Origin of the sequence: Shinella lacus (genome assembly GCF_010994755.1) — a bacterium.
GTDB lineage: Bacteria > Pseudomonadota > Alphaproteobacteria > Rhizobiales > Rhizobiaceae > Shinella > Shinella lacus.
This window is the reverse complement of sequence record NZ_WHSB02000007.1, coordinates 305,898-324,969: the sequence shown is the minus strand read 5'-3', so window position 1 is coordinate 324,969 and position 19,072 is coordinate 305,898. Positions and strand designations below refer to the sequence as shown.

Sequence of the window (19,072 nt, the reverse complement as noted above, 5' to 3'; positions counted from 1 at the left end):
ACATGAAAAGAAACAGCCGCCTTTCCGCCGTGCTTCACGCCCTCATGCACATGGCCGAGCGCGAAACGCCGATGACCTCGGACGATCTCGCGCTCTGCCTCGATACCAACGCCGTGGTCGTCCGGCGCACCATGGCCGGGCTTCGCGATGCCGGCATCGTGCAATCCGGCCGCGGCCATGGCGGCGGCTGGCACTTTGCCAGGCCGCTAGCCGAGATATCGCTGCTCGACATCTACAATGCGCTCGGCGAGCCGATCGTCTTCCAGATCGGCCCGGCGACGGAAATGCCGGGCTGCGTGGTCGAGCAATCCGTCAACCGGGTGATCGGCGATGCGCTGAAGGATGCGGAGGCAATCCTGATGGCGCGTTTTGCCGGCACGACGCTTGCCGATCTCGCCGCCGACTTTCGGGTGGCGGCAAAACTCTGCCGGGCCGATACGGGCTGACGGCAGCCAACTCCAAAGACCCGCATCGAACGACCGGCACCCGCCGGGCGAACGATGCCGCACGTTCCATGAAAGGATCTATCATGACCGAAGATGCCATCATCATCGGCGGGGGCTTTGCCGGCCTTTCCGCTGCCATGCAGCTCGCCCGCGCCCGCCGTCGCATCACCATTCTCGACACCGGCGAGCCGCGCAACCGCTTCTCCCCGCATTCCCATGGCTTCCTCGCGCAGGATGGCCGGCCGGGGCGCGATATTCTGGCGGATGCCCGCCGCCAGCTTGCCGCCTACGAGACCGTCACCTTCCGCGACGCGCCGGCCGAAAAGCTGGAGGGCGAGATCGACGGCTTTTCCATCCTCACCGGCGATGGCGGGCGGATCGACGCCCGGCGCGTTCTGCTCGCCACCGGCTTCGAGGACCAGCTGCCGGATGTGCCCGGCCTTGCCGAGCGCTGGGGCAAGACGGTGCTGCATTGCCCCTATTGCCACGGCTACGAGGTCGGCGGCGGGCCGGTCGGCGTGCTGGCCCGCACGGCGGATGCCGCGCGCTTCGCGGCGCTCGTCGCCGATTGGGGCGGCGTCACGCTCTTCACCAACGCGACGCCCGAGCCGGACGACGCAACCCTCTCCTTGCTGGAACAGCGCGCCGTAAAGCTGCGGCCGGGCCGCGTCACGGCCATCGCGGACGGGCCGAACGGTATGCTTTCCGTCGAGACCGGGCCGGGCATTCCGACGCTGGTCAAGGCAATCTTCGTCATGCCGGAAGCGCGGGTGCGCAGCGCGATCCCCGGCGATCGCGGCCTCACGCTGAAGGAAACGCCGGTCGGCAAGATCATCCAGACGGACGAGACCGGCCAGACGTCGCTCCCCGGGCTTTATGCCGCCGGCGACATCGCGCTCGGCCCGGGAAACATCACGCTTGCCGCCGCCGATGGCGTGAAGACCGGCGTCATGCTGCATCACTCGCTGATCTGGCCGACGCATTGACGTTCGCAGGCGTCCCGGTTATTTCGGGACATCCGGCTAAATCGGATTCCACCTTTTCAAGGCGGGATCCGATTTAGGAATGTTCGTTGAGCATGTCGTTCTCGCAAAACCGCAAACACTTTTGCGCGACACGCTTGTGGAGTTTTGATGTCCAACTCGTCAGAGACCTGCTGAGGACCCTGCCCGCTCATTAATGCGCGCAGGGTCAGAAAAAACGATGAACCCTGCCACCCGTGGGTGGCGGAACGTTTTTTCGCGTTCATTCGAACGCCAGACGGACTTCTCAAGACAATGGACATTTCCCGCGCCGAACAGCGCATTCTCCACCTGCTCGCCCAGGGCGGCAGGATCGACATCGAAAAAGACGAAAACCGCAAGATCGTCAGCGTCGCCTGCATCACGCGGGACGGCTGGCGCGCCAGCGGGCTCGATATCGAACTCTTCCGCAAACTGAAGCGTCGGCGCAGCATCGCCTCCTCCGGCGGCAGGCCCTACCGCATCACGCAGCGTGGGCTGGAGCTGGTGCGCTCGCAACTGGACAATCAATAGGAAGGGCGGGAGGCGCGGCGAAAGCCCCGCCTCCCCGCCTCAAAACCCGTCCGGCCCGTAGCCGATCGGCGCATCCTCGACGAGCTGCCGGCGCAGGCCGATCGATTCCACATCCCTGTCGAGGCGCTCGGAATAGTCGACGGAAAGCCAGCTGACGGAATAGCCATGCTTCTGGAAGAACCCCACGGCCGCCGTGTTGCGCGCATGGGTCTGGAGGCGTGCGGCCTCGAAGTCGGCGGCAACGATTTCCGCCTCCATGACCGCAAGCAGCGCCGCGCCGACGCCCTTCTTCTGATGAAGCGGATCGACCCAGAGGTCGGTGATCTCGTCGTCGAGGGATTCGCGCGAGGCCCAGCCGGCAAGCCCGCCGTCGAATTCGGCGACGCTGACCCGCAGCCAATGGCGGGCGAGGAACTGCTGAAAGGCATTGCGGGCATGCTCGCGCCGCACCTGAAGGTCGGCGACACCGACGACGGCCTGCTCCCAGGCCCGAACGCCGATTTCGACGATGGCCGGAACATCCTCCTCACGGGCGTTGCGAACGGTGATCATGCCGCCATCAAAGCATTGCGCCCCGCCCTTGGCGAGAGAGCCAAAGGTCTATCCACGGAGATGATGGGGAGCGTTGTCGCAAAGCGGAACCGCCCGGCCTTGCCGGCCGGGCGATCCCTTACTTGTCGCGGAGCTGAACGATATCGTTCATCAGGCCCGCCGTCCCGTTGTGGATGGTCAGGCGCTCCACCTTTCCGGCGATGGCTTCGAGGGCTTCGAGCTCCTTCAATCGCAGCATGACCGGGTTTTCCGCCATCACCTTTGCCGTGTTGAGCAGCGAACGGGTGGCGTTCGTTTCCTCGCGGCGGCGGATGATGTTGGCTTCGGCCTGCTTTTCCGCAGCGACGACCTGGTTGAGGAGGTCGCGCATCTCGCCCGGCAGGATCACGTCCTTGAGCTCGATGGCCGAGACCTCGATCCCGATCGCCGCCATGTCGGCGCGCACCTTCTCGGCAGCTTCCGCGTTGACCGTCACCTTGCGCTCAAGGATCTGGTCGAGCGTCAGCGTGCCGAGCGTCTGGCGGAAGGCGAATTGCAGCGCCCGGTACAAAGCATCGGCAAAGTCCTTCACCTCCGAAACCGCCTTCAGCGGGTCGGCGACGCGGTATTCGGCGGAAATGTTCACCCGGATCGTGACCTTGTCCCGGGTAAGCAGTTCCTGACCGGTCACGTCGAGCGACTGGCGCTTCAGATCGACCACGCGCACCTGGATCGTCTTGCCGACGTTCCAGAAGGCGTGCGCGCCCGGCTCCAGCATGCGCTGGTGCGTGCCATCGACGAAGAGCAGGCCGACCTGGCCGTCGTTGACGATGAAGGCCGTCGTCAGCTCCGTGCGGCGGGCGCGCGTCAGCCGGCGCATCAGCTCCGGATCGATGTCGAGCCGATCCTTGAGATCGACGCGCGTCTCCGTCCACGGACCTGCCGCGTTCCACACCACGAGCTTCTGGTTCGGCGCAAGCACCGAAAAGAGCTCGCCGTCGCGCTCTACGACCGCCACCTCGCGGCTTGCCGTCCGGAAGACCCTCAGTTCGCGGGTTGCCACCTCCGGGAGCGTGTCGAACAACGGCTTCTCATAGGCGGAAGCGAAGGCCGGGCGGTTCACGTCGTGGCGCTCCAGTTCGAGCATGCCGCGGCGGTTCGGCAGGGCGTGTTCGCCCGGTCCGAAAATGCCGAGCACCTCTCCCCTGTAGAGGGCGAGCACGCGTTCGTTGGCCTTCACGAGGACGCGCTGGCGCCCCAAAATCATATCGAGAAACGTCGTCATTGTTCTTGCTCCTTCGGGTCATACGCTACGTCACGAACCGATCTTCCTTTCGTTGATGATGTCGTTTGGCATCGGCAAGTTGTCTTGTCAGTTCCCAGAGAAACCCTGATCGCCCGGGGAACCCGCGGGCGGGGCATGCAAAGAGTGATCCGAGGACCGGATGGCGGCCATCGGCGGCGGGTTTTCGGGAGAGGACCGCGCAGCCTCTCGACGGGCTCGGGAGCGTCACGCTCCCTCGCTGGCCGGAAGGCGGCTTGGCCGTCACCGCGAACCGGACCGCAAACGTCCGGCGTCGGGCTTTCCGGGTTTCCCCGGTCCGCCATCCGCAGTCCGGTCCCCGGACCGGATATCGAGACAGCTTGGAAGGCTGTTTGGAGAAGGATTCGAACCTTCCACAGTCAGAGTAACAGTCTGATGCTCTACCACTGAGCTATCCAATGGAGCAGACAACGGGAATCGAACCCGCGACCTCCGGAGGAATGTCCGGTGCTCTACCGCTGAGCTAGGTCCGCAAACCAGTCTTCATGGTGCGGCATCCGTACACGACGACGGCAGGGCCGCCTCGCGCGGGAGGAGGGTAAAACTCCATCCGTTGACATCCGCACCGGCTGAACGACCGGGAGGGCGCGTTTATTCTCCACTCATGCGGAGATCAAGCGAAAAAGGCGCAGGCACGCCTCTCGTAACGGCAGGTGTTGCCGTTACGACACGTTTTGGCGATGGCCGAGGTGGAGGGCGAAAGCGCCCCTTACCACCACTTGTTCGGCGAGAAGCGGCCGGCGGCCTTTTCGATGACGTGCGCGGTCTTGAAGAGGATTTCCTCCTCGAAGGGCTTGCCGATGAGCTGGAGGCTGAGGGGCAGGCCCTTGTGGTCGAGACCGGCGGGAACGGAGAGGCCCGGCAGGCCCGCCATGTTCACCGTGACGGTGAAGATGTCCTGGAGATACATCTTGACCGGATCGGACGCGAGGTCCTCGTCGGCGATGCCGAAGGCCGAGGACGGGGTGGCGGGGGTGAGGATCGCGTCGACGCCGGCGTTGAAGGCCAGTTCGAAATCGCGCTTGATCAGCGTGCGGACCTTCTGGGCCTGGAGGTAATAGGCGTCGTAGTAGCCGGCCGACAGCACGTAGGTGCCGATCATGATGCGGCGCTTGACCTCGGTGCCGAAGCCGGCGGCGCGCGTCTTCTCGTACATGTCGACGATGTCCTTGCCGTCGATGCGCAGGCCGTAGCGCACGCCGTCATAGCGGGCGAGGTTCGACGAGGCTTCCGCAGGCGCCACGATGTAGTAGGCCGGAAGCGCGTATTTCGTGTGCGGCAGGGAAATATCGACGATCTCGGCGCCGGCATCCTTCAGCCAGGCGATGCCCTGCTGCCAGAGCGCCTCGATCTCCTCCGGCATGCCATCCACGCGGTATTCGCGCGGGATGCCGATGCGCATGCCCTTCAGCGACTGGCCGAGCGCGGCTTCGTAATCCGGCACCGGCAGATCGACGGAGGTCGTGTCCTTGGCGTCGACGCTGGCCATGGACTTCAGGAGGATTGCAGCATCGCGCACATCGCGGGCGATCGGGCCGGCCTGATCGAGCGACGAGGCGAAGGCGACGATGCCCCAGCGCGAGCAGCGGCCATAGGTCGGCTTGATGCCGACGGTGCCGGTGAAGGCGGCGGGCTGGCGGATCGAGCCGCCGGTATCCGTCGCCGTGGCGCCGGCGCACAGGAACGCGGCGACGGCTGCGGCCGAGCCGCCGGACGAGCCGCCGGGCACGAGATCGAGGTTGGAGCCGGTGGCGCGCCACGGGTTCTTGACCGGGCCGTAATAGGACGACTCGTTGGAGGAGCCCATGGCGAATTCGTCCATGTTCAGCTTGCCGAGCATGACGGCGCCGTCGTTCCAGAGGTTCTGGGTGACGGTCGATTCGTATTTCGGCTCGAAACCGTCGAGGATATGGCTGCAGGCCTGGGTGTGTACGCCTTCGGTGGCGAACAGGTCCTTGATGCCGAGCGGGATGCCTTCCAGCGCGCCGGCCTGGCCGGCAGCGATGCGGCCGTCGGAGGCCTTGGCCATGTCGCGCGCCTTTTCCGGCGTGACGGTGACATAAGCATTGATTGCCGGGTTCGCCGCCTCGATCGCGCTGAGATAGGCGTCCGTCAGTTCGACGGCGGTGATCTCCTTGGCGCCGAGCTGTTCGCGGGCTTCGGCAATGGTCAGGCGAGTCAGATCGGTCATGGTGCGGTCACTTCGGGTCAGGCAGCGAGAAGCTGCTTTTGGTAAAATACGGAAAACGGTGAAGCCGGATAGTCGAGCACGGGGCCGCAGCGGGAAAAGCCGGCCTTCTCGTAGATCGCCCAGGCCGCCGGGTGCTGGTCGCCGGTTTCGAGCACGAGCGTCGTCAGCTCCTCCCGTTCGGCGACGCTAAGGATTTCGCCGAGGATGCGCCGGCCGATGCCTTGCCCCTGCCAGGCCGGCCGGGTGAACATGCGCTTCACCTCGCCCGTGGTCTCGGAATGGCGCTTCAGCGCGCCGCAGCCGACGACGGTGTCGCCGTCGCGGGCGATCCAGACCGTGACGGTCGGCTCGGCCATCTGCTCGACGGTCAGGTGGTAGCAGGCCTCCGGTGGCGACAGCGCGAGCAGGACCGTGTTCAGCTCCGCGATCAGCGTGCGAACCTCATCCTGCAACGGGCTTTCGACGGCGATGGTGACGGCCAAGGATTACTCCACAACCTTCGGAACCTGGAAGAAATTGCGGTCGGTGGCCGGCGCGTTGGCGACGATGTCATCGGCCTTGCTGCCGTCGTTGACGACGTCTTCGCGCTTGCGCATCACCATCGGCGTGACCGAGGTCATCGGCTCGACGCCCTCGACATTCACTTCGGAAAGCTGCTCGACGAAGCCGAGGATGCCGTTCAGCTCGCCCGTCATGCGGTTTGCCTCTTCCTCGCTGACGGCGATGCGGGCAAGGCGCGCGACGCGCTTCACGGTGGCTAGATCTACGGACATGGATGGTCTCCGATAGGAAATTTCCTACCCGCTATAATGACCAAGCCCAAGGGGCGCAACGGGGGAATGGCCCCTTCCGCGCCCCCTCGCCCGTTTTCCGGCAGCTCAGCGCGAGACCACGCTGCCCACGCCCGGCACCTCGATCTTCGCCGATGCGCCCTCCATCGCCTGCACGAAGAGGTCGGCCGTCTGGTCGATGATGCCGAAGGAACCGTAGTGGCAGGGAATGACGGTGTCGAACTTGAAGAAGCGCTGGCAGGCGAGTGCCGCTACGGCACCGCCCATGGTGAAGCGATCGCCGATCGGCACGAGGCCGATTTCCGGCTGGTGCAGTTCCTGGATCAGCGCCATGTCGGAGAAGATGTCCGTGTCGCCCATGTGGTAGAGCGTCGGGTCGTTCTCGAAATGCAGGACGAGGCCGTTGGCGCTGCCGAGCGAATGGGAAACGCCGTCCTCGGTGATCTGCGCGGAGGAATGCAGCGCGTTGACGAAGGTGGTGGAAAAGCCGTCGAAATGCACGGTGCCGCCGGTATTGCCCATTTCGAGCTTTTCGACGCCCTTGTTGCCGAGCCAGGAGGCAAGGTCGGCATTTGCCAGCACCGTCGCGCCGGTTTCCCGGGCGATCTGGATGGTGTCGCCGACATGGTCGCCGTGGCCGTGGGTGAGCAGCACATGGGTGAGGCCGGCGACGGCGTCCTGGCGGGTCGATTCGTCGAAGGCGGGGTTGCCGGTGAAGAACGGGTCGATGAGGATCTTGGCTTTCGCCGTTTCGATGCGGAAGGCGGAATGGCCGAGCCAGGTAATCTTCATGGAGGGTCTCCTGTTTGAATGCTTGCAGAATATAGGCCCGGCGATTGTCGTTTCCATCCGCCGCGCGATCGTTATAAGCGTGGCTTTCGAGATGGAGCAATGTCCTCACAAGGAGCCCACCATGGCCGACGACGATTATATCTACGACGAAGTGACAGGCGAATGGCGCCCGGCGTCCGAGATCGCGGCGGAGAAGGCGGCGGGCAACGTGGTGCGCGATGCCAGCGGCACCGTGCTTGCGGATGGCGATTCGGTCGTGCTGATCAAGGACCTGAAGGTGAAGGGCGCCGGGCAGACGCTGAAACAGGGCACCGTCATCAAGACGATCCGCCTCACCGAAAACCCGGAAGAGATCGACTGCCGGCACGATGCCATCAAGGGCCTGGTGCTGCGCACCGAATTCGTCCGCAAGCGCTGAGAAGGTTCTGGCCATGGCGACGCTGACACTGGAAGAACTGGCAGGCATTCTCGCCCCGGGCCAGCCCATCGCCGGACTCGACCTCGGCACCAAGACCATCGGCCTTTCGGTTTCCGATCTCGGCCGCAGGCTCGCCACGCCGCGGCCGGTGCTGAAGCGCGTGAAATTCACGCAGGATGCCGAGGTGCTGCTGGCCTTTGCCGCGAAGGAAAAGGTCGTCGCCTTCGTCATCGGCCTGCCGGTGAACATGGACGGAAGCGCCGGCCCGCGCGTCCAGGCGACGCGCGCCTTCGTGCGTTCCATGGCCGACAAGACCGATATTCCCTTCGTCTACTGGGACGAGCGGCTGTCGACGGTGGCGGCGGAGCGCACGCTGATCGAGATGGATGTGTCGCGCAGGAAGCGGGCCGAACGCATCGATTCGGCCGCCGCCTCCTTCATCCTTCAGGGCGCGCTGGACAGGCTTTCGTCGCTGGCAAGGGCGTCCGAAGACGACTGACGGCGGGCCTGCCACCAGGCCCAGATCTTCTTGCGCCGGCGGAAGGCGATGAGGCCGAGCACCAGGAAACTGTCGAAGATGATGGCGCGCAGCACGAGCGGCGGCAGGTCTTCCGGCGGAATGCCGAGGATGTGGCCGTAGATCTGGAACACCAGGTCATGCGCATCGCGCGTCAGCATGAAGACGCCGAAATTCATGTCGTAATAGGAGAGCCCGTACCAGCTGCCCAGAAGCGCGATCGGGCCGGCCCACAGGAACAGGAACCACTTCATGCCGCCCTCCTCTTCATCACGAGAAGGTCGCCGGCCGCGAAGATGATCTCGCTCACCGCCACGCCCGCGACAAGCACGAGAAGCGGCACGGCAATATCCACCGCCACGAAGCAAAACAGGGTCGTCATGACCGAAATCCGGGCCGTTCTGGCCATACTCAGCACTCGCTCACATGGTTAACACCAGGTAAACGCCACCTTCACCCGTTAACCCTGATCGCGCAACGTAAACCCTTCATTAAGGTTAATATCCACACGGCCGCCGGCGGGCGAGTGCCTTGCCAGACCCGCCAAGGCATGGAATGAGCGGAGATCATTCCTCTGCCGATCCGGTTCCATGCTCCCCATCTTCGAAAGCATCCTCCCCGTCTTCCTGCTCGTCGTGCTGGGAGTGCTGCTCAAGCGCTGGCGGCAGATCGACCGCGACATGTGGAACGGGCTCGAGCAGCTCGGCTTCTTCGTGCTGTTCCCCTGCCTGCTGTTCACGACGCTCGCCAATGCGGAATTTTCCGGCATCGCCGCCGGCAGCGTGGCGCTCGGTTCGATCGGCTCGGTCACGCTTATCGCCTTGCTTCTGGCCATTTGCTGGCCGCTCTTTCGCGCGGCGAACGTCTCGGGACCGGCCTATACCTCGATCTTCCAGACCTCGACGCGCTGGAATGCCTTCATCGCGCTGGCGATCGCCGAAAAGCTCTACGGCCCGCAAAGCCTTGCGCTCGTCGCGCTGGTGGCGACGCTGATCATCATCCCGATCAATTTCTACAATATCGGCATTCTCGTCTGGTTTGGCGGCGGCACGCGTAGCCTAAAAACCTTCCTGCACAAGATCGTCACCAATCCCATGATCATCGGCTCCGTGCTCGGCGTCGCCGTCAACCTTGCGGGAATCCGGATCTACGACCCGCTGATGCAGGCAGCGGAACAGGTTGCGGACGCCTCGCTTAGTCTCGGCCTCATCATGGTCGGTGCGGGGCTGAAGCTCGCCGATGCGCTGAGGCCGCGCCCATTGGCAATGCTGCCGGTCGTGCTGAAGCTGATCTTCATGCCGCTGGTGATGACATGGGCCGCCTATGCGCTCGGCATGCGCGGTGAGCCGCTGCTGACCATCGCCATGGGTGCCAGCGTGCCCACCGCGATGAACGGCTATGTGCTGGCAAAACAGATGGGTGGCGACGCGCCGCTCTACGCCGCCGTCGCGACGCTCCAGACGATCGCGTCCTTCTTCACCATTCCCATGGTGCTGGCGGCGACGGCTTACCTCGCCGGCGGATAGAGCAGGTCGACGATATAGGCCGAATCGAAGCGCGAATCGAGCATGCCGTAGGTCGAGCGCCAGCCGGAGGCGAGGCGCGTTTCGAGGAAGGCATCGGCGATGCGGCCGGCACCGGCGCGGTAGAGTTCGGCCGCCGCCGAGGCGAGCGCCAGCTGCTCGACGAGCATACGAGCGGCACCCTCGTCGCGTTCGCAGAGCGACAGCGCTGCGCGCAATACGTCCACCGTCTTCTTGCCTGCCGAGCCGAGGTCGCGGGCAAGTCCGGCGAAGAGCATTTCGAACAGGTCCCTGCCCCGGCCGATGACACGCATCAGGTCGAGCGCCATCACATTACCCGAGCCTTCCCAGATCGCGTTGACCGGCGCCTCGCGGTAGTGCCGGGCAATCGGGCGCTCCTCGACATAGCCGCTGCCGCCGATGCATTCCATCGCCTCGTAGATCAGCGCCGGCGCGATCTTGCAGCACCAGTATTTCGTCACCGGCGTCATGATGCGGGCATAAGCGGCGTCTTCGGCACTGTCGCGCGCCTTGTCGAAGGCTTCCGCGAGGCGAAGCGAGAGCGCGGTGGCGGCGGCGACGTCGAGCGCCATGTCGGCGAGCACGCGCGTCATGATCGGCTGGGCGACGAGCGGCTTGCCGAAGGCGTTGCGGCCGCGGGTGTGGTGCACAGCTTCGGCCAGCGACGCACGCATGATGCCGGAGGAGGCCAGCGCGCAGTCGAGCCGCGTCAGCGTCACCATGTCGAGGATGGTGCGGATGCCGGCATCGGGCGTGCCGAGCAGGAAGCCGAAGGTTTCGGAGAACTCGACCTCGGAGGAGGCATTCGAGCGGTTGCCGATCTTGTTCTTCAGGCGCTGGAAGCGCAGGCCGTTGGTGGACCCATCCTCCAGCAGGCGCGGCACGAGGAAGCAGCCGACGCCCTCGCGGGTCTGTGCCAGCATCACGAAACCGTCGCTCATCGGCGCGGACATGAACCACTTGTGGCCCGTCAGCCGGTAGATGCCCTCGCCGAGGCGTTCGGCGGTCGAGGTGTTGGCGCGCACATCCGTGCCGCCCTGCTTTTCCGTCATGCCCATGCCGATGGTGACGGCGGTCTTCTGCATGGCGGGCTTGTTGGTCGAATCGTATTTCCGCGACAGGATCTTCCGGCCCCATTCGCGCTGCACCTGCGGCGAGGTGGAAAGGGCGGCAACCGAAGCGCTCGTCATGGTCAGCGGGCAGAGATGGCCGCATTCGAGCTGGGCCGTCAGGTAGAAGCGCACGGCACGCGCCCGGTGCGCCCTGCCCTGCTCATCCGGCACGTTCTCCCACAGCGAGGAATGCAGGCCCGTCGCCATGGAGCGGCGCATCAGGGCGTGCCAGGCCGGGTGGAAATCGACGACATCCAGTCGCTCGCCGCGCGGACCGTGCGTGCGCAGTTGCGGCGGGCTCTCGTTCGCCATACGCGCGAGTTCCTGGGCTTCCGGCGAGGTCACGTAGCGGCCGATCGTGTCGAACTCGTCGCGCAGGCCCTTCGGCATCGCGTCCGTAGCATCGACCAGCAGCGGGTCGGAACGATAGGCATTGATGCCCGACCAGAGCGATGGCTGGTTGAGATCGGCGAATTTCTGTTCGGTGCGGGTGTCGCGAGTCATGAGCGGGTTCTAGCCCAAGTCGCGGCGGGGCGAAACGGGGCGTTGCGGCCTGTGGCACCTCGACGCTCACAAAAGCGTGGGAATGCATGACGGCCGCCGCTGTCAGCCTTGCCGCGGCGGAACCGACACTCTATAGACCCCGCGTATCCACGACAGTTGAGGCGGAGTTTTATGGACTTCTTTCCGCATCGCCACCTTCTCGGCATCAAGGGTTTGACCGAGCGGGACATCACCCTGCTGCTCGACCGCGCCGACGAGGCGGTCAAAATCTCCCGGCAGCGGGAGAAGAAAACGTCGACGCTGCGCGGCCTGACGCAGATCAACCTGTTCTTCGAAGCCTCCACGCGCACGCAATCCTCCTTCGAGCTTGCCGGAAAACGCCTCGGCGCCGACGTGATGAACATGTCCGTCGGCAATTCATCGGTGAAAAAAGGCGAAACGCTGATCGACACGGCGATGACGCTGAACGCCATGCATCCGGATGTGCTGGTGGTGCGCCACTCCTCCGCCGGTGCCGCAGCGCTTCTGGCGCAAAAAGTCTCCTGCGCGGTGGTCAATGCCGGCGACGGCCAGCACGAGCACCCGACACAGGCGCTGCTCGACGCGCTGACCATCCGCCGCGCCAAGGGCAAGCTCTCGCGCATCATCGTGGCGATCTGCGGCGACGTGCTGCATTCGCGTGTCGCCCGCTCGAACATCCTGCTGCTCAACGCCATGGGCGCGCGCGTGCGCGTCGTCGCCCCCGCAACGCTGCTGCCTTCGGGCATCGCCGACATGGGCGCCGAGGTCTACCATTCCATGGCGGAGGGCCTGAAGGATGCGGATGTCGTGATGATGCTGCGCCTGCAGCGCGAGCGCATGTCCGGCGCCTTCGTGCCGTCGGTGCGCGAATATTTCCATTATTACGGGCTCGACGCGGAAAAGCTGAAGGCGGCGAAGGAGGATGCTCTCGTCATGCATCCCGGCCCGATGAACCGCGGCGTCGAGATCGCCTCGGAGATTGCCGACGGGCCGCAGAGCGTCATCGAACAGCAGGTCGAGATGGGCGTCGCCGTGCGCATGGCCGTGATGGAAACGCTTCTTCTTTCGCAGAACCAGGGACCCCGCGCATGAGCCGCACGACCGTCCTCAAGAACGTCCACATCCTGGACCCCTCGCGCAACGTCGACGAAAACGGCTCGATCGTCATCGTGAACGGCAAGATTGCCGGGATCGGCAGCGGCGCACAGAACCAGGGCGCGCCGGACGGTGCCGAGATCGTCGACGGCAAGGGCCTGATCGCCGCTCCCGGCCTGGTCGATGCCCGCGTCTTCGTCGGCGAGCCGGGTGGCGAACACCGCGAGACGATCGAATCCGCGTCGCGCGCGGCAGCCGCAGGCGGTGTGACGACCTTCATCACCATGCCCGACACCGATCCGGTGATCGACGACATCGCGCTGGTCGAATTCGTGCTGAAGAACGCCCGCGACAAGGCGATCGTCAACATCCATCCGGCCGCGGCCCTCACCAAGGGGCTGAAGGGCGAGGAGATGACCGAGTTCGGCCTGCTCCAGGCCGCCGGTGCCGTCGCCTTCACCAATGGCCGCAACCCGATGCACAATGCGCAGGTGCTGCGCCGCGCCATGACCTATGCCCGCGAGTTCGGCGGCGTCATCGCGCTCGAAACCCGCGACAAGTATCTCGGTGCCGGTGGCGTGATGAACGAGGGGCTGCTGGCAAGCTGGCTCGGCCTTTCGGGAAGCCCGCGCGAGGCGGAACTGATCCCGCTCGAACGGGACCTGCGCATCGCCGGCCTCACCCGCGGCGCCTACCATGCCGCGCAGATCTCGGTGCCGGAATCGGCGGAAGCCGTGAAGATCGCCCGCGAGCGCGGCGCGAACGTCACCTGCGGCATCTCGATCAACCATCTGACGCTGAACGAAAACGACATCGGCGAATACCGCACCTTCTTCAAGCTGTCGCCGCCGCTGCGCGGCGAAGACGACCGCAAGGCCATGGTCGATGCGCTTGCCCGGGGCGAGGTCGACATCATCGTCTCGGCGCATGATCCCCAGGACGTCGACACCAAGCGCCTGCCCTTTGCCGATGCGGCGGATGGCGCGATCGGGCTCGAAACCATGCTGGCGGCGGCGCTGCGGCTGCATCACAGCGGCGAAGTCCCGCTGATGCGCCTCATCGATGCGCTCTCGACGCGCCCGGCAAAAATCTTCGGCCTCGATGCCGGTACGCTGGCACCGGGCGCGCGCGCCGATATCGTGCTGATCGACCCGGACGAACCATGGCTTGCCACCAAGGACACCTTCGTCTCGCGCTCGAAGAACACGCCTTTCGAAGATGCCCGCTTTACGGGGCGCGCGGTTAGCACCTATGTTGCCGGCAAACGGGTGCATTCGCTGGCTTAGGCGTCTGCCCCCTCGCCCGCCGGAAGGGACGATTCCGGCGGCGGCATATCAAGGCATGGTTTCGGGGGAAAACTGACGTGTCCGACATCTTTACCTGGCAGCTCGGCGCCCTGCCGACGCTTGCCGCGCTGGCCTTCGGCTATCTTCTCGGCTCCATTCCGTTCGGCCTGATCCTGACCCGCATGGCGGGGCTGGGCGACGTGCGCCAGATCGGTTCCGGCAATATCGGCGCGACCAACGTGCTGCGCACCGGCAACAAGAAGCTCGCCGCCGCGACCCTGTTGCTCGACGCGCTGAAAGGCACGGCGGCGGCCGCCATCGCCTCGCGCTGGGGACTGGACGCCGGCATTGCCGCGGGCTTTGCCGCCTTCCTCGGCCATCTCTTTCCCGTCTGGCTCGGCTTCAAGGGCGGCAAGGGCGTCGCGACCTATGTCGGCCTCCTGCTCGGCCTCGTGCCGGTCATGCTCGCCGTCTTCGCAGCCGTGTGGATCGGCCTTGCCTATCTCACGCGCTATTCTTCGCTTTCAGCCCTAGTTGCAACTGCGGTATCTCCGGTTGTATTGTGGTTTCTCGGTCACGAGAAGGTGGCGCTGCTCTTTCTCGTGCTCACCATTATCACATGGTGGAAACACCGGGCCAATATCAGCCGCCTGATGAGCGGCACCGAAAGCAAGATCGGCAGCAAGGGATAGCCATGCACGACCGCAGCGCAAGGACACGGGGAATTGCGCTGACGGAAAGACAGAGGATCGCCTGGCTGCGCCTCATCCGCAGCGACAATGTCGGGCCGGTCACCTTTCGCGAACTCATCAACCATTTCGGCAGCGCCGAGACCGCTCTGGAGATGCTGCCCGAACTCTCCCGCCGCGGCGGCGCGTCGCGCGTGATCCGCGTCGCGAGCCAGGCCGAGGCTGAGCGCGAGCTGGACCTCGCCGACAGGCATGGCGCCACCTTCGTCGGCATCGGCGAGCCGGATTATCCGCCGCTGCTGCGCCAGATCGTCGGCGCCCCGCCGCTCCTTGCCGTAAAGGGCAACCTGAACGTCGCGTCCGCACCGGCCGTCGGCATCGTCGGCGCGCGCAACGCCTCGATTTCCGGCATGAAATTCGCCGGCCTGCTGGCGCGCGAGATCGGGCGGGCCGGCTATTCCATCGTCTCGGGTCTCGCGCGCGGCATCGATACGGCCGCCCACCGCGCGAGCCTCGACACCGGCACGATCGCCGCCATGGCCGGCGGGCTCGACAAGCCCTATCCGCCGGAAAATATCGGCCTGCTCGGCGAAATGACCGATGGGCAAGGCCTTGCCATCAGCGAAATGCCCTTCGGCTGGGAGCCCCGCGCACGCGACTTCCCGCGCCGCAACCGGCTGATCGCCGGCATGGCGCTTGGGCTGGTGGTGGTGGAAGCGGCGGTGCGCTCCGGCTCGCTGATCACCGCGCGCAACGCCGCGGATTTCGGCCGGCTGGTCTTTGCGGTGCCGGGCTCGCCGCTCGACATGCGCTGCGAGGGCACGAACGGCCTTCTGAAGGACGGCGCGACGATCACGACGACGGCCGACGACGTGCTGGAAAGCCTGCGGCCCCTCTCGGAACCCGACCTCTTCACCCCGCGACCGCATGCCGGTGAGCCGCCGGAGGACACGCCGCCAGCACTTCGCCTGCCACCAAGCGACGGCGAGCGCGAACGGATCGCGGAAGCGCTGAGCCAGGTGCCGGCCGAGATCGACGAGGTCATCCGCCATACCGGCATCGCGGCTGCGACCGTCTACCTCGTGCTCCTAGAACTTGACCTTGCCGGCCGGCTTCAGCGGCATGGCAATGGCGGGGTCTCGCTGACCCCGGAGTGACAGCGGCCGTATGCCGGCCAGGATGTCTCCCGCCTCCACATAGGCCATCTCGATGAAATAGCGCAGCATATCCGCGCCTTCATTGTTCGCGACGGTCCGTAACTCGGCCAGCATCTGGCGGGTGTAAGCGATGTTCTCCTCTGCCGTGTGAGGTGGGAGAGCGGGCTTTGAAGGTTTCGAGTTCATGGCTTATCCGTTGTGCCAATGATTCAGAATCACCGCTAGGTTGTAATTCCTATGCCTAGGAAACGATACAACGATTATTTATAATTGCAAGAATTGATTGATCGCGCATCGGTTGCATCGCGTTGCATCCCACTTATTTCACCCCTACCTCTTGACCGGAACGCTTTGTCTGTTCATGTCGAGACACGACTTTCCGGCGCATTGCGCCCGTTTCGCCGGCACCCAACCGCGCGGCACCCGGTACTCAGAGAAAAATGACGATGAATGTTGTAGTTGTGGAATCGCCTGCCAAAGCCAAGACGATCAACAAGTATCTCGGCCCCGGTTACACCGTGCTCGCTTCCTTCGGCCATGTACGCGACCTGCCGGCCAAGGACGGCTCCGTGCGTCCGGACGAAGACTTCGAGATGACCTGGGAAGTGGACAGCGCCTCCGCCAAGCGTATGAAAGACATCGCCGATGCGGTGAAATCCTCCGACGGTCTCATTCTCGCGACTGACCCGGATCGCGAAGGGGAAGCGATCTCCTGGCACGTTCTCGACGTCCTGAAGAAGAAGCGCGTTCTCGGCGACAAGCCGGTGCAGCGCGTCGTCTTCAACGCCATTACAAAGTCCGCCGTGCTCGAAGCCATGCGCAACCCGCGCGATATCGACATCGCGCTGGTGGATGCCTATCTCGCCCGCCGTGCGCTCGATTATCTCGTCGGCTTCAACCTGTCGCCGGTGCTGTGGCGCAAGCTGCCGGGCGCACGCTCGGCCGGCCGCGTGCAGTCGGTGGCGCTGCGCCTCGTCTGCGACCGGGAATCCGAGATCGAACGTTTCGTCTCGGAAGAATACTGGAATCTCTCGGCCCTGCTGAAGACGCCGCGCGGCGACGAGTTCGAGGCCCGCCTCTCTTCGGCCGAAGGCAAGCGCCTTCAGGCGAAATCCATCAACAATGGCGAAGAGGCGAACCGCCTCAAGGCGCTGCTCGAAGGCGCGACCTACCGGGTCGAGAGCGTCGAAGCCAAGCCGATGAAGCGCAACCCTTCGCCGCCCTTCACGACCTCCACGCTGCAGCAGGCCGCCTCCTCGAAGCTCGGCTTCTCCGCCTCGCGCACCATGCAGGTTGCCCAGAAGCTCTATGAAGGCATCGATATCGGCGGCGAGACCGTCGGTCTCATTACCTATATGCGTACCGACGGCGTGCAGATGGCGCCCGAGGCGATCGATGCCGCGCGCCAGGCCGTGGCAGAACAGTTCGGCGCGCGCTACGTGCCGGATAAGCCCCGCCTCTATTCCACCAAGGCGAAGAATGCGCAGGAAGCCCACGAGGCGATCCGCCCGACCTCCTTCGACCGCACGCCGGACCAGGTGAAGCGTTATCTCGATCCGGACCAGCTCCGGCTCTACGACCTCGTCTGGAAGCGCGGCATCGCCAGCCAGATGGCATCGGCCGAAATCGAGCGCACGACGGTCGAGATCGAGGCGGACAATGGCGGCCGCAAGGCGGGCCTGCGCGCCACCGGCTCCGTCATCCGCTTCGACGGCTTCATCGCCGCCTATACCGACCAGAAGGAAGACGGCGAGCAATCGGACGACGGTGACGACGATGGCCGCCTGCCGGAGATCAACGCCCAAGAGGCGGTCGCCAAGCAGAAGGTGAACGCCACCCAGCACTTCACCGAGCCGCCGCCGCGCTACTCCGAAGCCTCGCTCATCAAGAAGATGGAAGAGCTCGGCATCGGCCGCCCGTCCACCTATGCCGCGACACTCGCGACGCTGCGCGACCGCGAATATATCCTCATCGACAAGCGCAAGCTGATCCCGGAAACCAAGGGCCGCCTCGTCACGGCCTTCCTCGAGAGCTTTTTCACGCGCTATGTCGAATATGACTTCACCGCGGATCTCGAAGAAAAGCTCGACAAGATCTCGGCCGGCGAACTCGACTGGAAGCAGGTCCTCCGCGATTTCTGGAAGGACTTCTTCGCCCAGATCGAGGACACCAAGGAGCTGCGCGTCACCAACGTGCTCGATGCGCTGAACGAGGAACTGGCGCCGCTGGTCTTCCCGAAGCGCGAGGACGGCAGCGATCCGCGCATCTGCCAGGTCTGCGGCACCGGAAAACTCTCGCTGAAGCTCGGCAAGTTCGGCGCCTTCGTCGGCTGCTCGAACTATCCGGAATGCAATTTCACCCGCCAGCTTTCCGCCGATAACGGCTCGGATGCGGAGGCAAACGTCTCCAACGAGCCGCAAAGCCTCGGCAAGGACCCGCATACCGGCGAGGAAATCACGCTCCGATCCGGCCGTTTCGGCCCCTATGTGCAGCGTGGCGACGGCAAGGAGGCGAAGCGTTCGAGCCTGCCCAAGGGCTGGACGCCGGCGAGCATCGACCACGAGAAGGCGCTCGCACTCCTCTCGCTGCCGCGCGACATCGGCCAGCATCCGGAAACCGGCAAGATGATTTCCGCCGGCATCGGTCGCTACGGGCCCTTCCTGTTGCATGATGGCGGCTACGCCAATCTCGAAACCGTCGAGGACGTGTTCTCCGTCGGCCTCAACCGCGCCGTCACCGTCATCGCCGACAAGGCGTCGAAGGGTCCAGGCGGCCGCTCGCGCGGCACGCCGGCCGCGCTGAAGACGCTCGGCGACCATCCGGATGGCGGCCCCATCACCGTGCGGGATGGCAAATACGGCCCCTATGTGAACTGGGGCAAGGTCAATGCCACCCTGCCGAAGGGCAAGGCGGCCGACAGCGTGACCATGGAGGAAGCGCTGGTGCTGATCGCCGAAAAGGCCGGCAAGACGCCTGTCAAGGGCGGCAAGGCCAAGGCGACGAAGGCAGCGAAATCCGACGACGCCAAGGCGGCAAAGCCGAAGGCGAAGGCGAAACCCAAAACCGCAGCCAGCAAGACCGCGGCCAGCAAGACCGCAGCCAAGGCGAAGAAGGCCTGA

General features: G+C 65.0%; 21 protein-coding genes and 1 tRNA gene. 11 read left to right on the top strand and 11 right to left on the bottom strand.

Annotated elements, in window-relative coordinates; all coding sequences use genetic code 11:
* Positions 1–2 precede the first annotated feature (2 nt).
* The 3 genes from GB927_RS20415 to GB927_RS20405 all read left to right on the top strand — a co-directional run bounded on the left by GB927_RS20415 (position 3) and on the right by GB927_RS20405 (position 1,981).
* Positions 3–446, top strand: a complete 444-nt coding sequence (locus tag GB927_RS20415; RefSeq protein ID WP_256119047.1) for an RrF2 family transcriptional regulator — start codon at positions 3–5, stop codon at positions 444–446.
* Between the two features lie 83 nt (positions 447–529).
* Positions 530–1,432 (top strand): NAD(P)/FAD-dependent oxidoreductase, encoded by a 903-nt coding sequence (locus GB927_RS20410; RefSeq protein ID WP_256119046.1) that lies wholly within the window; start codon positions 530–532, stop codon positions 1,430–1,432.
* A 291-nt stretch (positions 1,433–1,723) separates the two neighbouring features.
* Positions 1,724–1,981, top strand: coding sequence for a YjhX family toxin (locus GB927_RS20405; protein WP_256119045.1), 258 nt, complete (start codon positions 1,724–1,726; stop codon positions 1,979–1,981).
* Between the two features lie 39 nt (positions 1,982–2,020).
* Here GB927_RS20405 and GB927_RS20400 read toward each other — a convergent pair whose 3' ends face one another.
* From GB927_RS20400 to GB927_RS20370, 7 genes are all read right to left on the bottom strand, one after another.
* Positions 2,021–2,533, bottom strand: a complete 513-nt coding sequence (locus GB927_RS20400; RefSeq protein WP_256119044.1) for a GNAT family N-acetyltransferase — start codon at positions 2,531–2,533, stop codon at positions 2,021–2,023.
* Between the two features lie 118 nt (positions 2,534–2,651).
* Complete coding sequence (locus tag GB927_RS20395) at positions 2,652–3,797, bottom strand: slipin family protein (RefSeq protein ID WP_256119043.1); 1,146 nt, start codon at positions 3,795–3,797, stop codon at positions 2,652–2,654.
* A gap of 438 nt (positions 3,798–4,235) precedes the next feature.
* Positions 4,236–4,309, bottom strand: a tRNA-OTHER gene (locus GB927_RS20390).
* 236 nt (positions 4,310–4,545) lie between these two features.
* Complete coding sequence (gene gatA / locus GB927_RS20385) at positions 4,546–6,027, bottom strand: Asp-tRNA(Asn)/Glu-tRNA(Gln) amidotransferase subunit GatA (RefSeq protein WP_256119042.1); 1,482 nt, start codon at positions 6,025–6,027, stop codon at positions 4,546–4,548.
* Between the two features lie 17 nt (positions 6,028–6,044).
* On the bottom strand, positions 6,045–6,509 hold the full coding sequence (locus tag GB927_RS20380; protein WP_256119041.1) for a GNAT family N-acetyltransferase: 465 nt from the start codon (positions 6,507–6,509) through the stop codon (positions 6,045–6,047).
* A gap of 3 nt (positions 6,510–6,512) precedes the next feature.
* Positions 6,513–6,800: an Asp-tRNA(Asn)/Glu-tRNA(Gln) amidotransferase subunit GatC gene (gene gatC, locus GB927_RS20375; protein ID WP_256119040.1), complete on the bottom strand. Its 288-nt coding sequence runs from the start codon at positions 6,798–6,800 to the stop codon at positions 6,513–6,515.
* Positions 6,801–6,905: 105 nt separating this feature from the next.
* Complete coding sequence (locus tag GB927_RS20370; RefSeq protein ID WP_256119039.1) at positions 6,906–7,610, bottom strand: metal-dependent hydrolase; 705 nt, start codon at positions 7,608–7,610, stop codon at positions 6,906–6,908.
* Positions 7,611–7,731: 121 nt separating this feature from the next.
* Here GB927_RS20370 and GB927_RS20365 point away from each other — a divergent pair, with 121 nt between their 5' ends.
* Both GB927_RS20365 and ruvX read left to right on the top strand, forming a co-directional pair.
* The gene (locus GB927_RS20365) at positions 7,732–8,028 is read left to right on the top strand and encodes an alkylphosphonate utilization protein (protein ID WP_256119037.1); all 297 of its coding nucleotides are present in this window, start codon (positions 7,732–7,734) and stop codon (positions 8,026–8,028) included.
* Positions 8,029–8,041: 13 nt separating this feature from the next.
* Entirely contained in the window at positions 8,042–8,527 is a 486-nt protein-coding gene (ruvX, locus tag GB927_RS20360) for a Holliday junction resolvase RuvX (protein ID WP_256119036.1), read from the top strand.
* On the opposite strand, the gene GB927_RS20355 is transcribed toward ruvX, so the two are convergent.
* Positions 8,473–8,799, bottom strand: coding sequence for a DUF6105 family protein (locus tag GB927_RS20355; protein ID WP_256119035.1), 327 nt, complete (start codon positions 8,797–8,799; stop codon positions 8,473–8,475). The genes ruvX and GB927_RS20355 overlap by 55 nt on opposite strands.
* Entirely contained in the window at positions 8,796–8,927 is a 132-nt protein-coding gene (locus GB927_RS20350) for a hypothetical protein (RefSeq protein ID WP_256119034.1), read from the bottom strand. Before GB927_RS20350 ends, GB927_RS20355 begins: the two co-directional genes overlap by 4 nt.
* A gap of 208 nt (positions 8,928–9,135) precedes the next feature.
* Here GB927_RS20350 and GB927_RS20345 point away from each other — a divergent pair, with 208 nt between their 5' ends.
* On the top strand, positions 9,136–10,071 hold the full coding sequence (locus GB927_RS20345) for an AEC family transporter (protein WP_256119033.1): 936 nt from the start codon (positions 9,136–9,138) through the stop codon (positions 10,069–10,071).
* Here GB927_RS20345 and GB927_RS20340 read toward each other — a convergent pair.
* Positions 10,053–11,705 carry an acyl-CoA dehydrogenase family protein gene (locus GB927_RS20340; protein ID WP_256119032.1) on the bottom strand — a complete coding sequence of 551 codons (1,653 nt, stop codon included), beginning with the start codon at positions 11,703–11,705 and terminating at the stop codon, positions 10,053–10,055. The genes GB927_RS20345 and GB927_RS20340 overlap by 19 nt on opposite strands.
* A 171-nt stretch (positions 11,706–11,876) precedes the next feature.
* On the opposite strand from GB927_RS20340, the gene GB927_RS20335 reads away from it, so the two are divergent.
* From GB927_RS20335 to dprA, 4 genes are all read left to right on the top strand, one after another.
* Complete coding sequence (locus tag GB927_RS20335) at positions 11,877–12,818, top strand: aspartate carbamoyltransferase catalytic subunit (protein ID WP_256119031.1); 942 nt, start codon at positions 11,877–11,879, stop codon at positions 12,816–12,818.
* Complete coding sequence (locus tag GB927_RS20330) at positions 12,815–14,107, top strand: dihydroorotase (RefSeq protein WP_256119030.1); 1,293 nt, start codon at positions 12,815–12,817, stop codon at positions 14,105–14,107. Before GB927_RS20335 ends, GB927_RS20330 begins: the two co-directional genes overlap by 4 nt.
* A gap of 86 nt (positions 14,108–14,193) precedes the next feature.
* The gene (plsY, locus tag GB927_RS20325; RefSeq protein WP_256119085.1) at positions 14,194–14,799 is read left to right on the top strand and encodes a glycerol-3-phosphate 1-O-acyltransferase PlsY; all 606 of its coding nucleotides are present in this window, start codon (positions 14,194–14,196) and stop codon (positions 14,797–14,799) included.
* A 2-nt stretch (positions 14,800–14,801) separates the two neighbouring features.
* The gene (gene dprA, locus GB927_RS20320) at positions 14,802–15,953 is read left to right on the top strand and encodes a DNA-processing protein DprA (protein ID WP_256119029.1); all 1,152 of its coding nucleotides are present in this window, start codon (positions 14,802–14,804) and stop codon (positions 15,951–15,953) included.
* Here dprA and GB927_RS20315 read toward each other — a convergent pair.
* Positions 15,885–16,139 (bottom strand): hypothetical protein, encoded by a 255-nt coding sequence (locus GB927_RS20315; protein WP_256119028.1) that lies wholly within the window; start codon positions 16,137–16,139, stop codon positions 15,885–15,887. The two genes, dprA and GB927_RS20315, sit on opposite strands and share 69 nt — an antisense overlap.
* A gap of 260 nt (positions 16,140–16,399) precedes the next feature.
* Between GB927_RS20315 and topA the strand changes: the two genes are divergently transcribed.
* Positions 16,400–19,072 (top strand): type I DNA topoisomerase, encoded by a 2,673-nt coding sequence (gene topA, locus GB927_RS20310; protein ID WP_256119027.1) that lies wholly within the window; start codon positions 16,400–16,402, stop codon positions 19,070–19,072.

Coding starts and splice junctions, on each gene's coding strand:
- GB927_RS20415 (WP_256119047.1), top strand. CDS start 3: ATGAAAAGAAACAGCCGCCTTTCCGCCGTGCTTCACGCCCTCATGCAC.
- GB927_RS20410 (WP_256119046.1), top strand. CDS start 530: ATGACCGAAGATGCCATCATCATCGGCGGGGGCTTTGCCGGCCTTTCC.
- GB927_RS20405 (WP_256119045.1), top strand. CDS start 1,724: ATGGACATTTCCCGCGCCGAACAGCGCATTCTCCACCTGCTCGCCCAG.
- GB927_RS20400 (WP_256119044.1), bottom strand. CDS start 2,533: ATGATCACCGTTCGCAACGCCCGTGAGGAGGATGTTCCGGCCATCGTC.
- GB927_RS20395 (WP_256119043.1), bottom strand. CDS start 3,797: ATGACGACGTTTCTCGATATGATTTTGGGGCGCCAGCGCGTCCTCGTG.
- gatA (WP_256119042.1), bottom strand. CDS start 6,027: ATGACCGATCTGACTCGCCTGACCATTGCCGAAGCCCGCGAACAGCTC.
- gatC (WP_256119040.1), bottom strand. CDS start 6,800: ATGTCCGTAGATCTAGCCACCGTGAAGCGCGTCGCGCGCCTTGCCCGC.
- GB927_RS20370 (WP_256119039.1), bottom strand. CDS start 7,610: ATGAAGATTACCTGGCTCGGCCATTCCGCCTTCCGCATCGAAACGGCG.
- GB927_RS20365 (WP_256119037.1), top strand. CDS start 7,732: ATGGCCGACGACGATTATATCTACGACGAAGTGACAGGCGAATGGCGC.
- ruvX (WP_256119036.1), top strand. CDS start 8,042: ATGGCGACGCTGACACTGGAAGAACTGGCAGGCATTCTCGCCCCGGGC.
- GB927_RS20355 (WP_256119035.1), bottom strand. CDS start 8,799: ATGAAGTGGTTCCTGTTCCTGTGGGCCGGCCCGATCGCGCTTCTGGGC.
- GB927_RS20350 (WP_256119034.1), bottom strand. CDS start 8,927: ATGACGACCCTGTTTTGCTTCGTGGCGGTGGATATTGCCGTGCCGCTT.
- GB927_RS20345 (WP_256119033.1), top strand. CDS start 9,136: ATGCTCCCCATCTTCGAAAGCATCCTCCCCGTCTTCCTGCTCGTCGTG.
- GB927_RS20340 (WP_256119032.1), bottom strand. CDS start 11,705: ATGACTCGCGACACCCGCACCGAACAGAAATTCGCCGATCTCAACCAG.
- GB927_RS20335 (WP_256119031.1), top strand. CDS start 11,877: ATGGACTTCTTTCCGCATCGCCACCTTCTCGGCATCAAGGGTTTGACC.
- GB927_RS20330 (WP_256119030.1), top strand. CDS start 12,815: ATGAGCCGCACGACCGTCCTCAAGAACGTCCACATCCTGGACCCCTCG.
- dprA (WP_256119029.1), top strand. CDS start 14,802: ATGCACGACCGCAGCGCAAGGACACGGGGAATTGCGCTGACGGAAAGA.
- GB927_RS20315 (WP_256119028.1), bottom strand. CDS start 16,139: ATGAACTCGAAACCTTCAAAGCCCGCTCTCCCACCTCACACGGCAGAG.
- topA (WP_256119027.1), top strand. CDS start 16,400: ATGAATGTTGTAGTTGTGGAATCGCCTGCCAAAGCCAAGACGATCAAC.